14 protein-coding genes and 1 other annotated feature are annotated in these 15,101 nt (G+C 39.9%); all 14 genes read right to left on the bottom strand.

Annotated features, from left to right (window positions below; translation table 11 throughout):
• Positions 1-23: 23 nt before the first annotated feature.
• The 14 genes from trpX to secG all read right to left on the bottom strand — a co-directional run bounded on the left by trpX (position 24) and on the right by secG (position 15,087).
• Positions 24-1,019 carry a tryptophan ABC transporter substrate-binding protein gene (gene trpX, locus SK637_RS04450; protein ID WP_033688731.1) on the bottom strand — a complete coding sequence of 332 codons (996 nt, stop codon included), beginning with the start codon at positions 1,017-1,019 and terminating at the stop codon, positions 24-26.
• A 40-nt stretch (positions 1,020-1,059) separates the two neighbouring features.
• The gene (locus SK637_RS10115) at positions 1,060-1,206 is read right to left on the bottom strand and encodes a hypothetical protein (RefSeq protein WP_000694301.1); all 147 of its coding nucleotides are present in this window, start codon (positions 1,204-1,206) and stop codon (positions 1,060-1,062) included.
• A gap of 76 nt (positions 1,207-1,282) precedes the next feature.
• Positions 1,283-1,500, bottom strand: a binding site (T-box leader).
• 96 nt (positions 1,501-1,596) lie between these two features.
• A complete protein-coding gene (gene ppc / locus SK637_RS04445) occupies positions 1,597-4,293 on the bottom strand; it encodes a phosphoenolpyruvate carboxylase (RefSeq protein ID WP_033688730.1) in 2,697 nt (898 codons plus the stop codon).
• A gap of 24 nt (positions 4,294-4,317) precedes the next feature.
• The gene (gene ftsW / locus SK637_RS04440) at positions 4,318-5,541 is read right to left on the bottom strand and encodes a cell division peptidoglycan polymerase FtsW (RefSeq protein WP_000703373.1); all 1,224 of its coding nucleotides are present in this window, start codon (positions 5,539-5,541) and stop codon (positions 4,318-4,320) included.
• A 160-nt stretch (positions 5,542-5,701) separates the two neighbouring features.
• On the bottom strand, positions 5,702-6,640 hold the full coding sequence (prsA, locus tag SK637_RS04435) for a peptidylprolyl isomerase PrsA (protein WP_000727953.1): 939 nt from the start codon (positions 6,638-6,640) through the stop codon (positions 5,702-5,704).
• A gap of 66 nt (positions 6,641-6,706) precedes the next feature.
• The gene (locus tag SK637_RS04430) at positions 6,707-7,420 is read right to left on the bottom strand and encodes an O-methyltransferase (protein ID WP_078352505.1); all 714 of its coding nucleotides are present in this window, start codon (positions 7,418-7,420) and stop codon (positions 6,707-6,709) included.
• Position 7,421: 1 nt separating this feature from the next.
• Positions 7,422-9,224 (bottom strand): oligoendopeptidase F, encoded by a 1,803-nt coding sequence (gene pepF / locus SK637_RS04425; protein ID WP_033688729.1) that lies wholly within the window; start codon positions 9,222-9,224, stop codon positions 7,422-7,424.
• Positions 9,225-9,242: 18 nt separating this feature from the next.
• Entirely contained in the window at positions 9,243-10,196 is a 954-nt protein-coding gene (locus SK637_RS04420; RefSeq protein ID WP_033688728.1) for a competence protein CoiA, read from the bottom strand.
• 78 nt (positions 10,197-10,274) lie between these two features.
• Positions 10,275-10,652: a type II toxin-antitoxin system HicB family antitoxin gene (locus SK637_RS04415; protein WP_033688727.1), complete on the bottom strand. Its 378-nt coding sequence runs from the start codon at positions 10,650-10,652 to the stop codon at positions 10,275-10,277.
• 27 nt (positions 10,653-10,679) lie between these two features.
• Positions 10,680-10,871, bottom strand: coding sequence for a type II toxin-antitoxin system HicA family toxin (locus SK637_RS04410; protein ID WP_078352506.1), 192 nt, complete (start codon positions 10,869-10,871; stop codon positions 10,680-10,682).
• A 221-nt stretch (positions 10,872-11,092) separates the two neighbouring features.
• Positions 11,093-11,953 (bottom strand): SAM-dependent methyltransferase TehB, encoded by an 861-nt coding sequence (gene tehB / locus SK637_RS04405; protein ID WP_033688726.1) that lies wholly within the window; start codon positions 11,951-11,953, stop codon positions 11,093-11,095.
• A gap of 14 nt (positions 11,954-11,967) precedes the next feature.
• Positions 11,968-12,435, bottom strand: a complete 468-nt coding sequence (gene smpB, locus SK637_RS04400; RefSeq protein ID WP_001051750.1) for an SsrA-binding protein SmpB — start codon at positions 12,433-12,435, stop codon at positions 11,968-11,970.
• Positions 12,398-14,752: a ribonuclease R gene (rnr, locus tag SK637_RS04395; RefSeq protein ID WP_033688725.1), complete on the bottom strand. Its 2,355-nt coding sequence runs from the start codon at positions 14,750-14,752 to the stop codon at positions 12,398-12,400. The genes smpB and rnr overlap by 38 nt, the downstream gene beginning before the upstream one ends.
• A 101-nt stretch (positions 14,753-14,853) precedes the next feature.
• Positions 14,854-15,087 (bottom strand): preprotein translocase subunit SecG, encoded by a 234-nt coding sequence (gene secG / locus SK637_RS04390; RefSeq protein ID WP_000282517.1) that lies wholly within the window; start codon positions 15,085-15,087, stop codon positions 14,854-14,856.
• Positions 15,088-15,101: the final 14 nt, after the last annotated feature.

Raw genomic sequence — 15,101 nt, 5'->3', positions numbered from 1 at the left:
GTCCCCAACTCCTCCATTACTGATTATTCGATTACTTGTCCTGCTTCTTTTAGAACAGATTCAGGAATCGTAATACCTAGCTCTTGTGCCAATTTTTTGTTGATGACTGATTTACCAGTTGAAAAGACATTGACTGGGGTATCCGCTGGTTTTGCACCTTTCAAGACTTGCGCAATCATTTTACCTGTTGCCACACCAAGGTCGTGTTGGTCAACTACAACTGATGCCAAACCGCCTGCTTCTACCATAGCAGTTGCGCTTGGGTAGATTGGTTTTTTAGCTGATTGGTTGCTCGATACAACAGTTGAAAATGCAGATGCAATTGTGTTATCGATTGGAACCCAGATAGCATCAACCTTGCTAGTCATAACGTTAACTGTTGAAGCAATTTCATTTGTTGAAGGAACTGCAAATGTTTCCACTGTCAAACCTGCTTTTTCAGCATAATTCTTAAATTCTTCGACCTGTGTTTTAGAATTATCTTCGCTACTTGAGTAAAGAGCTCCGATTGTTTTTACATTTGGTGTCAGAGCCTTGATGAGTTCAACTTGTTGTTGAGCTGGATTGTGGTCAGATACCCCTGTAATGTTGCCACCTGGTTTTTTCAAATCTTTAACCAAGTTAGCACCGATTGGGTCAGTAATCGCAGCCATGATAACAGGTAGGTCTTTTGTTGCACTAGCCAAACCTTGAGCAGCTGGTGTAGCAATACCAACTACAAGGTCATTCCCATTTGCAACCAATTGTTTACTCATTGTCGCAACCTTACTTTGGTCACCTTCTGAGTTCATAAAGTCGATTTTAATTTGATCATCTTTATAGCCTTCTTCTGCAAGTCCATCTTGGATCCCTTTATAAATCAAGTCAAGAGATGGATGGCTGACAAACTGAAGGACACCAACCTTGGCAACTTTTTTCTCATTCTTAGCTTCTGGTTTATTCATTGAAGAATAAATCAAGCTTCCTGCTACTAAGACTGCTAAGGCAGCGATAATTCCAATTAAACGTTTATTTTTCATTCTATTTCTCCTTTTTATTCCTTTAAAATACTTCACTTATCTAATACTCTTCGAAAATCTCTTCAAACCACGTCAGCGTCGCCTTACCGTAGCTATGGTTACTGACTTCGTCAGTTCTATCCACAACCTCAAAGCAGTGCTTTGAGCAACCTGCGGCTAGCTTCCTAGTTTGCTTTTTGATTTTCATTGAGTATAAACAAGCGACGCCATCGTCTTCTTTCCATACTAACCTCCATTAAAAAAGTCCTCACACAAAAAACTTGTGTGAGGACGTCGATGCGCGGTACCACCTCAATTATAGGGAATTTCCCTATCGCTCTGTCTCGCAATAACGAGATGCACTGTAAGGTGTGCTCACCGAATTTTTATGATTTCAAATTCTAAATAACATTCAGCCCAATTTTCATCATCAGCACTTATCTGTTTTCAGCTACCACAGACTCTCTAAAAAGTTTATATGATTACTTTTCTGAATGGTTAAATTATATCATTTTTCAACTACTTGTCAAGACTCTTTGAAAATTTTTTTGAAATAATTAAAAACTTCCCCTATAGAAAAGAGGAAGTTTGATGTGTATCAACCCGAATTACGCAATCCTGTCGCAATTCCGTTGATAGTTGTATGAATTAATTTTTCTTGATCGCTTGATAATTCTCCTCGGCGTTGACGTTTAATCAACTCCAACTGGATATAGTTAAGGATATTAAAGTAAGGCATACGGTAATCCAAACTTGCTTTTAGATATGGATTTTCAGCTAATAATTCGTCATAGCCCTCAATCTCTAGGATAACATTTTTCGTTAATTGCCATTCGTCTAAAATAGTATCATAAATAGCCTTCACTTGATCATCTTCACATAACTTAGCATATTCAAAAGCAATATTCATGTTGGATTTAGATAAGACCATGTCCACATTTGAAAGAAGAGATTGGAAAAATGGCCAATTTTGGTACATATCACGCAAAATTTCAATATTTTCCGGATTTTGATCAATAAATTCTTTGAAGCTAGAACCAACCCCATACCAGCCCGGAAACATGACACGGCTTTGTGACCATGAGAATACCCAAGGGATGGCACGCAAACCACCGATTTCTGTAATGGTCTTACGGGCAGCTGGACGCGAACCGATATTAAAGCTGGAAATGGCCTTAATAGGACTTGACTCAAAGAAATAATCATAAAAATGGTCATTGCCAAAGACTAGATCTCGGTAAATATCGTAACTACGGTCCACTACTTGGTCCATAATAGCCTCATAGCGATTTGAGGTATTAGTATCACTCTTCCACTGAGTAATCATACGGTTAATGGCTGCTGAAACCAGCATTTCAAGGTTATAGTAAGCTGCGTCTTTATTACCGTATTTATTCCCAATTACTTCACCCTGCTCCGTCAAGCGGATACGATCCTTAATCGACTTGAGCGGTTGAGAGGTGATGGCTTCATAGGTTGGTCCACCACCACGACCGACAGTTCCACCACGACCATGGAAGAAGGTAATCTTCACGCCAAATTCATCTCCGATAGCAGTCAATTGTTGTTGAGCCTTGTAGAGGGTCCAACATGATGATAGATAACCACCATCTTTATTACTATCAGAGTAACCAAGCATGATTTCTTGGTAGTTATTACGTGAAGCAATCCATTTCTTAGCAAGAGGAAGAGAAAGGTATTCTCTCATGGTTTCTTCTGAGTGGTCCAAGTCCTCAATTGTTTCAAAGAGAGGAACAATTTGGACACGGGCTCTTTCTTTATCAACTAACCCTACTTCTTTTAGCAAGATAGCCAATTCCAACATGTCTGATACGCTGGTTGCATGTGAAATGATAGTCTGACGAATGACATCATCTCCCAACTTATCTTTCAACTTACGAGCAGCCTTAAAGATTGCTAATTCTTTTTCAAGTAACTCTGATTTTTCAACGTGAGTGGCAGAAAGAATACGTGGATCTTCTTCCAATTCTTTCAATAGAAGTTGGCATTTTTCTTCTTCACTTAGTTCGCTATAACGCGAATGAATTCCTGCTGATTTCAAAAGTTCAGCTACACAGGCTTCATGAACACTAGAATCTTGACGCATGTCAATAGATGCCAAATAGAAACCAAAAATTTCAACTGCCTGAATCAGCTCAACAAAATCACCAGAAATTAGTGCTTCACCTTTATTTTCCAAGAGGGAATCACGAATGGTAATTAAATCCTTATAAAAATCATTGGCTGTTTCATAGCGAGATCCAACTTCCTTATCCTCAATCAGATAGGTTTTTGTTGCTTGGATTTTTGATTGAATGTCAAACAAGGCACGGCGGTATAGCTCTTTTTCACGGTAGATCGAGTTATCCTTAGATTGACGAGCCATTTCTCTGACTTGCTTGCTCACATTGACGATACTAGTTGAGAGAGAAAACTCACGATAAAGTTGGTAAATCTTTTCATCATAGTAGTTCATGATGACTTCACACTGAGTCATAGCAGATTGTTTCAAGGTATCTGCTGTAACAAAAGGATTCCCATCACGGTCTCCACCAATCCACATTCCCATGGTAATTGGTTTAGGATGTTTCAACTCCAAACCGTGTTTTTTAGCCAGACGCTTGTACTCAGCAGTCAAATGAGGAACTGCCTTCAGGAATGAACTATTGTAGTATTCCATAACATTCGTGATTTCATTAGTTACTTTCAATTTTTTTTCACGAATCATGTCTGTCTGCATGATAATCTCAATGTAACGACGGAGATCATTATGCCATTTTTCCTTATTAATCAAGCCTAATTTCACATCACGATACTTACGCAAAAGGGTATGGATATGATTGGTCAAATCCAGCATACTCTTACGTTGAACTTGTGTTGGATGGGCTGTCAAAACAGGGACAACATTTAAGTGTTCTAGAATTTCAACCGCATTTTCTTTTTCTGCAACCATTTTGATTGTTGCTGATAATTTCCCAAGATAATCTTGATCAATATTATTTTGGTGGTTGATTTCATAGGCCAAATCCACATCTTCTGAAATATTAATCAAGAGAGGCAAGATAGAGAAATAGCGTGAAATATAGGCCATTTCATCATTTGTCAGGCTAGTAACCAGTTGATTCAAGCCCTGATAATCTTCTTGAGTTGATAATTCTTTCAACTCCATGATTTTTGCAAAAGTCTCTGGGGCAAGCATATTTTTAGTGATATCTTCTAACAACTCTGTTAAAATCAATACTTCTTCTTGCACGACAGCTTTATTACTATAGTTTTCTAATTTTTGAAGAGACATAGGTAATCCTTTCCACTATCAACTCTACATATTGTTTGATGAGTGAGCTTCTAACTCCTCATATAATTGGGCACGTTTTTCACTTGCATCAATATTTAAGACAAAGGCGATGGCTACAGACAAGACTAGGAGACTGTTCCCTCCTTGTGATAAGAAGGGGAAGGTTACTCCTGTCGAAGGAATAATGCCAGAAATTCCACCGATATTGACAAAGACCTGTACCAACATCATCCCCCCAACCCCAATCGCCATCATGGAATTAAAGGGATTCTTAGCACGAATACCGACTAGGATAATCCGCAAAATCAGGAAAAAGACAAGGGCTAAAATCAAGCTGGCTCCCACAAATCCAAACTCTTCAATGACAATTGAAAATACAAAGTCTGTATGGGCCTCTGGTAAATAACCACGTTTTTCGATTGAATTTCCTAATCCTAGACCAAACCAACCACCATTTACCATGGCAAAGTAGGAATTTGCAAGTTGGTGGCCTGCTCCTGCCAAATCAGCAAAGGGATTAAAGTAGGCACTGAAACGCTTAGCAACGTAACCAAATATTGGAACTTTTGAAAACTTATCAACCCCAATCATAGAAATAGCTGATAAGGATAAGGCTGAAACTCCAAACAATACACCAATAAATGCTATAAACCAACGATGAGCAATCCCACTGACTGTATACATAATCAAGGCAACCAGCGCTAGGATAGTCGCATTCCCCAGATCTGGGAAAATAGCCAAACTTCCTATCATTACCAAGAGGACAAAACGCCAATCATTAAAAGCTCGAGGAATCCATTGATTTTGAGTTAAAACTTGAAAATCGTAAATACCAATTTCATCCTGTTGTTTTGAAAAACGTTGGGCCAAGTACCAGACGATGATAATCTTCAAATACTCCGCTGGCTGAATAGTCAAAGGTCCTACTGAAATCCAACCATAGGCTCCATTGACTGGCGTACCAATTAACCGAGCCAGAGCTAAGAGAATCAGCTCAACAAACATAACAATAAATAACAGTCGTTCTTTTCTTAAAAAATTCAGTTTCAGCTTATAAATCAAGGCAATCAATATTAAACTAAATACCCAAAACATTCCCTGACTTCGAACCAATTGGAGGGCACTTTTACCTTCTTCGATAAGAATGGCACTGGTTGTAGAATAGACTACAATCAAGCCCAAAATAGATAAAAGCAAGTAAGGAACTAGAATAGAATAGTTTAACAGGTGCCTCTTACTAATCTTCATAGTATCACCAATCTAATGAGAACAAAAGAAATTATTCCCAAATTCCGTTTATTTTCTAGTTTTGATTGCTATTATACCATTTTTTCCGAAAGAAAAAAACTCTTACCCTTAAGATAGAAGATTTTCTCATAAGAAAAAGAGCACTGGGCTCTTTTCTGTTTTATTCTTTTGAAGAACTGCTTGAGCTTGAATCTCCACCACCGATGTATTGAGTGAAGATATTTTGGAAGGCCTGGTCCTTAACCTTGATATTGGCTGCTTGCAATTCTTTTCCGATAATACTTTGAACAAATGATGCGTCGTTTTGTTTTTGAGTTAAGATAACAGTTTTTAATTTTTCTTTGTAATCGTCAATATTAGATGATTTCTCTGTTTTCTTAATCAGTTTAACAATGTAATATTGACTGCTGTAGGCTTGTGTTCCAGTAACACTAATCACATCAGAAACACCGTTTACATCTAAAGCAAAAGCCGCTTTCTTAACTTGATCTGGTACTTCTGTTGAAGCAGAATCAAAGGTAATTTCTCCACCATTCGCTTTAGTTTTCTCATCTGTTGAATTATCTTTAGCTAATTGAGCAAAGTCCGCATCGCTTGCTTTGGCTTTTTCAAGAATTTCTTTGGCCTTGTCTTCATTATCCAAACGGATAATTTGAGCAGTCACGTCTGGAGTGTACTCGTCAAAGGCCTTCTTATAAGCATCATCTGTCAATTCAGCTTCTGCTGCTTTCTTAACTGCCAACTCAACCAATTTACTTGTACGAATTTGAGCTTTACGTGTTTCAAGAGTCATTCCTGCTTGTGACAAGACACGTTGGTAGTTCTCACCATATTGTTTCTCTTCTTCGGCAATAGTGTCGTTAACTTCTTTGTCATCTACTTCTGAACCGTATTGTTTCTCAAATACTTTTTGGATGGTCATGTTCAACAAGACTTGTTGGGCTGAAGGATTGCTTTTCACTTGCTCATAAAATTGATGTTCTGTGATGACATCCCCTTTCATGCTGATAAGGTCTGCCCCTTCTGAACCTTTCGAACAAGCTGCTAAAGTTGCTACTGATAATAGTGTAATGGCACCTGCCAATAGTTTTTTCTTCATGTCTACTCCTTTGAGATAAGTGTTACCCTATCTATTTTACTATATTTTCTTAAATTTTTCTGAAAATCATTCGCTGTCAGGCAATTGAACATCTGCTACATTTTTACGAAGCATGAGAATGCCGTCCCCCAGAGGTACTAGTGTTGCGGTGAGTCCTGGATTGTCTAAGGTTGCATCAAATAGTCTTTGAAGTCCTCTGTAAATAGTTCGCTGTCCTCGACGAACTTCCATAATGTCCTTGGCAACATCACCACCTTGAAAAATATCATCCAAGACAACCACACCACCGACTTCCAAATGTTTGAGGATTTCTGGCAGAAAGACGATGTATTTAGACTTGGCTGAATCCATAAAGACGAAATCATAGGACTCTGTCAAGGTAGATAAGACATCTACCGCATCTCCTTCTAGGAGCGTAATTTGCTTGCGACTGTCAAACTGGGCGAAATTTCCCTTGGCAAATCCAATCATTTCTGGATTGCGGTCAATGGTTGTAATCTTGGCCTTTGGAGCATGTTCCGCCATCAAGAGGGCTGAAAAACCGATAGCCGACCCAATTTCCAGAATATTTTTAGGCTGCATGGTTTCCATGAGAAAACGGAAATAAGCAACCGTTTCATGGGGAATAATGGGAATATTTTCCTTGCGGGCAAAGTCTTCCAATTCTTTCAAAGAACCTGTAACTTGCTTTTGACGCTGACGCATCAAGTCCACAATTTCTTCCTTGACAACAGGGCGACGCATATTATGGTTGGCATTTTTACTATACGATTCAACCATCTTATGCCAATCCCAATTTTTCAACAAGGGCTTCAAACTCATTCAAACGACGTTCAAAGACTGCAAAGGCATCATTGAGGTAGTCTTCCTTCTCCATATCAACACCAGCTTTTCTCATGACATTAAGTGGATAGTCAGATTTACCTGCCTTGAGATAGTCGATATAGCGGTCACGGTCTTCTTGACTACCATGAACAATCTTTTCAGCCAAAGCTGAGGCTGCTGCAAAACCTGTTGAATATTGGTATACATAGTAGTTATAGTAGAAGTGTGGAATGCGTGCCCACTCGTATTGGATTTCAGGATTGTCTTCCTTACTCAAACCATAATACTCTTGGTTCAAGTCTGCGTAGAGTTTATTTAAGAAATCACTTGTCAAGACTTCACCATTTTGATCCGCTTGGTGAATCGCGTGTTCAAACTCAGCAAATTGAGTTTGGCGGAAAACTGTTCCACGGAAACCATCTAGGAAGTTATTGAGAATAGCAAAGCGCGTTGCATCATCTTCCACTTCTTCCAATAATTTCTCCGTCAAAATATTTTCATTGGTCGTTGAGGCAATCTCAGCCAAGAAGATAGAATAATCTCCGTAAACATAAGGCTGAGTTTCACGAGTATAGCTTGAGTGCATACTGTGACCAGTCTCATGGACAAGAGTAAAGAGATTGTCTAGATTGTCCTGCCAGTTGAGAAGCATAAAGGCATTTGTATCGTAAGAACCACCAGAGTAGGCCCCTGAACGCTTGCCTTGGTTTTCGTAAACATCAATCCAACGCTCACTGAAGGCACGTTTAACACGGCTCAAGTAATCCTCACCCAAGACTGCCAAGGCATCTTCTGCCTTTTTCAAGGCTTCTTGGTAGGTAAAACTGTATTCAACAGATGAAAGTGGTGTGTAGACATCGTACATCTTGAGGTCTGAAATTCCCAAGATTTTTGAACGAAGTTCAAGGTAACGATGCAAGAGTGGCAAATGCTTGCGAACTGCTGCTACCAAATTGTCATAAACACTTTCTGGAACAAAATTCGCTGCGAGGGCTGCATGACGAGCACTCTTGTAGTTACGAACTTTTGCACGATAGTTTTGCACCTTAACATTGGTTTGCAAGGTTTTGGCATAGGTATGTTGGAATTGTTCATAAGTCGCATAAAGTGCTTGATAGGCACCACGACGCACCTCACGATTTTTAGACTCCATCAAACGTGTGTAAGTCCCATGAGATAGCTGAACTTCCTTACCATCATCGTCGAGGACATAAGGGAACACAATATCCGCATTGTCCAAGATAGCGAAGGTTTCACTTGCCGAACCAAAGATTTCCCCAGCTCCAGCTAATAATTCTTCTTCACGTTGTGAAAGAACGTGTTCCTTGCCTTGCAAAAGCTTGTCAAAATAGTGTTGATAAACCTGCAATTTTGGCTGAGCTTCTAAAAAGTCAGCATACTGCTCTTCACTGATTTCCATAAATTCAGGTTCATAGAATGAAAAAGCTTGGTCTAGCTGGCTGTAGAGTGTCATGGCCTTAGCATAGTACTCTTGATACTTGGCTTCACGTGTGTCTTGGTCATTCTTCATATGAGCATAAACGTAAAGCTTCTCCATTTGGCGTTCCATTTCAAGAGAAAATTCAGTAATTTCGAGTAGGCTATCCGCACTATCCAAGAGATGACCTTCATACTGGGCTACTTTCTCCAATTGTTCTGTTAAATCTTTTAAGGCTTCTTCCCAAGCCTGGTCAGTTGGGTAGATCGTTGATAGATCCCATGTATCTTTTTCATTTATTTCATGTCTTTGTAATACCATTAGATTCCTCCATCCTTTCTATTCTACCATATTTTTTAAGAAATATTGCTGATAAAAGGCTGGTGGATAAAGCTTTTGCCAATCATTTTGAGGATTTTTTTGGTAATAGGTTTGAAAATACTGATAATAGCGAGTCAAATCTTTCTCAATTTGGCAAAACTCGCCTACTAGTGGTCGAATTTGTGGATACCATTCTTTTAGTCCATAAGTCAGGAGATTTTCTCCCTTCTGATAGGCTTCTGCTTGTTCTTTCATCCAAATGGGATTTTGATAATAAAGTTGCTGTCGGATATAGCGACAAATGTCCTTGTCCTGAGAAACTGTAAAATAAGATATTTTTTGTTTCTTATAGGGAAAACGTAATATCTCCAGTAAACTACCGTGACCATAGGGAAATTCCTTAATCTGATAATGGAGTTTACCTCGGAGATTTTGGTGAATCAGGTATTTGAGTCTTAAAACCTGTTTTTCCTTGTCTACTTCCCAAACATAAAATCCCATATTTTGACTGAAATAAAGAAAACCTTCTTGCAGACGAGTCAAACGATCCTTGAGCCACAGTTTTTCCCCCAGCAACCACAGTACTTGGTAACCCTGACTACGATAGCCCTCACTGCGCTCTTTAAGAACTTTTTGAGGCAAGGAGCTACACTGAACCTCTAAAGCTAGGTTGCCATTTACAAACACATCCGCAATCTGTTTAAGCTCTGGAAGCAGGTATTCTAATTGCACCTCGGCCTCTTTTTTCAACCAGTGATAGAGGACTTCCTTATTTTCCAGATGTTCTGGACTTTCATTTTCAGAGGAAAAATCACAATCTTTTAGGGATTTGTGGGCAAAATGGGTCCGGACACTTGGTCCTTGACGCAAACGGAGCTTACCTCCACAAGCTGGGCAGGTGTATTCTTCCTTCTCAAGTTCATCCTCTAACACATTTACCAATTCTCCCCTAGCATCTCTCGCAACAAACATGATTTCCCTCCTTTTCTATATTATTCGCAAAAAAGAAAAAAGATCAGGAAATTTCCTAATCTTGATCACTCTATAATTTTAGAGTTGCAAGCGACTTTCAAGAGCTTGTGTCAACACTTCAGAATAGTTCACTTTCTCACGATCTGCAAGTCTGACTAGCCACTCTGGAACCGTAACATTTTTTCGAATCGCCTTATTATTCTTTACGAAAGGCAAGGGATTGACCTGAATCAAAGTCACAAATCCATCAGGAGCTTTCAACTCAGCAATGTCACTAGGAGTAGGCAAAGCCAGTCCTTCATCAATATAAGATGCTAAAACACTCTCAAGCATTTCCCGAGCATTTTTCATTGCAAGTTCAATCGTTGCTCCTTCAGTCCCGCCTCCAAATTCAGGAAATTCAACCCAGTATCCAGTGCCTTCTCTATGAAAAATAGCAGGATAAGATTTTAGCATAATACACCTCCACAATTTCCAAATCAACTATAATCCCAAATCTTTTAATATTTTTCTCTCTAAACCTTTTCCTAGATCCTCATTACCGTGAACTGGAATAGTGACAAGATAGGGAACCCCTTCTTTCTTAAAATGATAATGACTTCCTCTCTTACGTACTTCAATCCAGCCATTTGCAAGAGCTAATACTCTTCGAAAATCAAATTCAAACCACGTCAGCTTCTCCTTGACGTACTCAAGTACAGCCTGCGGTCAGCTTCCTAGTTTGCTCTTTGATTTTCATTGAGTATAATTTTACCATTTCCTTACCTGTGATTGGCATGTATGGTCACTTTTCTATCTAAAATTATACTTATAATGCGTATTTTTGTCAATTCTTCTATCTTATCTATTCGTAAAAAAGAAAAAAGATCAGGAAAATTCCTAATCTTCATGTGTGTTTACTTGATTTTCTTAGCTAGCATGGTCGCAAAGCGTAGTTGAATGCGATTGCCATTCTCATCGCGACGGTGAAGATGACCAGGATTTTCATTGTACTTGACCAACTCCCAATCCTTGTAGTATTCAGCCAATTCTCCCTCTTTAAATGTGAATGGGAAGTTAACTGAGCAAGGATAATCCTCCGTGTCCATGGCACAGACGATAAGATTATAGCCACCAACAGTGGTTTTCTCCTGCATATTTTTGATAATTTCAGGAATACGGTCTGCTTGCAAAAACATCAAAACAACTGTCGATACGATGAAATCATAAGCTTGCCCAATGCTAGCTGAATTGATATCATAAAGACCAACAGGCATATCCAAATCTTCCTGCTCAACAATGCTTTGCAAGATTTCAAGGGCCAGTTCATTTTGATCCACAGCTGTCACATCAAAACCTTGCTGGGCTAGAAAGAGTGCATTACGGCCTTGACCACAGCCCAAATCCAAGGCTTTCCCTGGTTTTACTGTCTGCATTGCCTCTAGAACTTCTGAATGAACAGGATTGGTATTGTATTTTTTAGGGAAATAATCCTCAGGTTTACAATAAAATTCCAAGTACCATTCTACATCGTCTGTGGCAGCTTCCACTCGGTGCCAGACTTGAGGTTGCGCCATTGGATTGTCGGCTCCTGCTTCAAAGAGGTGCTCAGCTAAAACCTCACCATCTTCTGTCAATTCAATAAACTTGAGAGCTCCCTTCAAGACAGTAATTTTCCCCCAAGTCCCAACCTTGGTATTGTGTTTCTGCTGAACAGCCTCTGGCATAGTTTCTTTAGTCCACAAAGGCATACGTTTATAGGCAACTAGTTTTTCCATCTTCATTCCTCTTTTTATCGCTGATTAACAGCTTTCATAACACGCGCAATGTCGCGGTTTTGCTCACGTCGTTTGATAGACTCCCGTTTATCATAGTCATGCTTCCCTTTAGCTAAACCTAAAAGGAGCTTGGCATAGCCATCTTTGATATAGACTTTAAGAGGAACCAGCGTCATTCCTGTTCCTTTAGTCTCTTGTTCCAATTTTTGAATTTGTTTCTTATGGAGCAGGAGTTTGCGGCGACGTTCTGGTTCTTGGTTCCAGATATTGCCCTCTTCGTAAGGAGCGATATGAACATTACTCAACCAGACTTCTCCATTTTTTACTTGGGCAAAGCCATCCTTGAGATTGATTCGAGCTGCTCGTACACTCTTGATTTCAGTTCCAGTCAGGACCATTCCTGCCTCTAGCGTATCTACGATTGTATAGTCGTGACGCGCCTTTTTATTTTGTGCGACGACCTTTCCCTCGCCCTTTGCCATGCTTGGCTCCTTTCTTAGCTACTTCCTTATAAAAAGGTTTCTTTCCTTTTTTCTTCTTGTCTTTTTGTGAATGCTTGCGCTTATCATTTGAGCGACCTGATTTTCTCTTGTCTTCCTTCTTATCTGAACGACGATTTGAGCCACGCCCTCTCTCACTACGACTAGACTGTTTCAAGCCTTTTTCAATCACATCAAATTCACTTGGGATATAAGAGAAATCAATTTCCCCAGTCATCTTATCCGCTCTTTCAACTCGGATACGAATCTGCTGTCCTACACGGAAGGTTGTACCCGATTTCTCCCCACGAAGGGTCAAATCACGCTCATTGAAATGATAAAATTCAGGTAAATTAGTGATGTGAATCAAGCCTTCAACTGTATTCGGCAATTCGACAAAGAGACCAAACTTAACAATACTTGATACAACCGCATCATACTCTTCGCCCACGTATTCTTCCATGTACTCAGCCTTTTTCATGGCTTCGACTTCACGCTCAGCCTCGATGGCACGACGCTCACGATTGGAAGACTGGGTCGCAATCTCTGGAATTACTTGTTCAAAATGCTCTGCTATTTCCTTAGAACTGCCGTAATCCCGAATCATACGGTGAACAAGAAGGTCTGGATAACGACGAATCGGGCTGGTAAAGTGAGTGTAATAGTCAGCCGCAAGGCCATAGTGGCCGTGATTGTGCTCTGAATAGCGAGCCTGCTGCATAGAGCGAAGAAGCATCATGGACAATACATCCGCATAAGGTTCTCCCTCAACAGTACGCATGATGTCTTGGAGGGCCTCTTGGCTAATCTCACTGGCAGTCCCATAAATGCGCAAGCCAAAACTCGAAGCATAGTCAATAAACTTCTGAACCTTTTCAGCCTTGGGCTCCTCGTGAATTCGATAGATGAAAGGCAAATCCAGCTTGCTAAAATGCTCAGCAACTGTTTCATTGGCCATCAACATAAAGGACTCAATCATGCGCTCGGCAACACCACGCTGACGAAGAACGATATCAACAGGCTTACCTTGTTTATCCACTAAAATCTTGGCTTCATTGGTATCGAAATTGAGGGCTCCACGTTTCACACGCATGTTTTCTAGAGTTTCATGAAGCTTAGCCATAAGTTCAATACTTGGAACAAGTTTCTCATATTCTTGTCTCTTTTCCTCGTCGCCCGCTAAGATATCATTGACATCGCTATAGGTCATACGGAAGCTAGTCTTGATAACCGTTTGTGTGATGGTGTAGTTGACTACACGACCATGTTTATCAATCTCCATAATGGCAGACTGGGTCAGGCGGTCAACTTGAGGATTGAGGGAGCAAATGCCATTTGACAAACGCTCTGGAAGCATTGGCACCACGCGGTCTGTCACATAAACAGAAGTCGCGCGGTTAAGAGCTTCCTTGTCAAGGGCAGAACCCTCGGTCACATAGTAGGAAACATCTGCGATGTGAACACCAAGCTCCAGATTCCCATTTTTCAAGGCCTTGATATGCACCGCATCGTCCAAGTCCTTGGCATCAGCACCATCAATGGTAAAGGTAATCTCATCTCTTAGATCCAGACGACCTTCCATATCCTTTTGAGACGGAACATCAGGCACACTTTCTGATTCCTTAACAACAGCCTCTGGAAACTCGGATACAATGTCCATAGACTCCAAAACCTCAAGAACATCAATCCCAACATCCGTTGAATGTCCCACCACATCGAGGACACTCGCTACAAAGAAATCATGTTTCTTGCTTGGGTATTTGTCGATAAAGACCTTAAGAACTTCTGTTCCCTCTAGTTTTAGAGCTGGTTTCTTAACGTAAATCGGTTGGTTGATTTTCTGATTTTTTGAACGGATGTAACCAGCATACTTGGGTTTTTCCTGATCTAGAACGATTTGGCCGACAACTGTTGTCAAGCTGTGTTCTAATATATCAATAATTTTGGCTTCGGCTGCTGTTCCTTTATTTCGGTCAGCGACTTTCTTAATCACGACCTCAACGGTATCACCATCAATAGCATAGTTGACATCGTTTTTTCCTACAAAAAGGTCGTCCTCCTCGCCTTCCAGACTAACAAAGCCAAAGCCATTTTTATGAGCATGAAAAATCCCCTTGAGAGTAATATCATGTTTTTTCTTGACTTCCAAAGTCAAAGTTCCATCTTCTTCAAAGCGTATCTGGTGCTTTCTTTCCATTAGGGACAAGGTTTTAATCAACTCACGAAAAGCCTTGGAACCGTCTTTTCCCAAAGCATGAGCCAAGTCATTGACAGTCACCTTTCCCTTGTCTTGCAAATATTCTTTTATTCTATCTTTCATATTTTCTTTCTAGATTTTTTTATTTTCTTTTACTGTAAAACCTTCTAAAATATCTTTTAAAAATAAAAAGAGGCAAAGACCTAGTCCTGCCCATTATTTTCTTATCTACTTGATAATACCGTCAATGCTAAGGCAATGGCTAGCCAGAAAAAGACTAAAATCCCTGTCAATCGCTGCATTACAGCTTCAAAACCGCGTGCTTTACTGCGTTCAAACAAATCACCTGAGCTGGCATCAAATACATTGCTGGATTGGTTTTTGGTTGGTTGCATGAAAATCGCAATCACAATCACAACAGATAATACTAATAAAATGGTTAATAATAGGTTATACATATCAAACTCCTTAA

Origin of the sequence: Streptococcus mitis (assembly GCF_000722765.2) — a bacterium.
GTDB classification, from domain to species: Bacteria; Bacillota; Bacilli; order Lactobacillales; family Streptococcaceae; genus Streptococcus; species Streptococcus mitis_AQ.
This window is presented reverse-complemented; position numbering and strand designations above follow the sequence as displayed.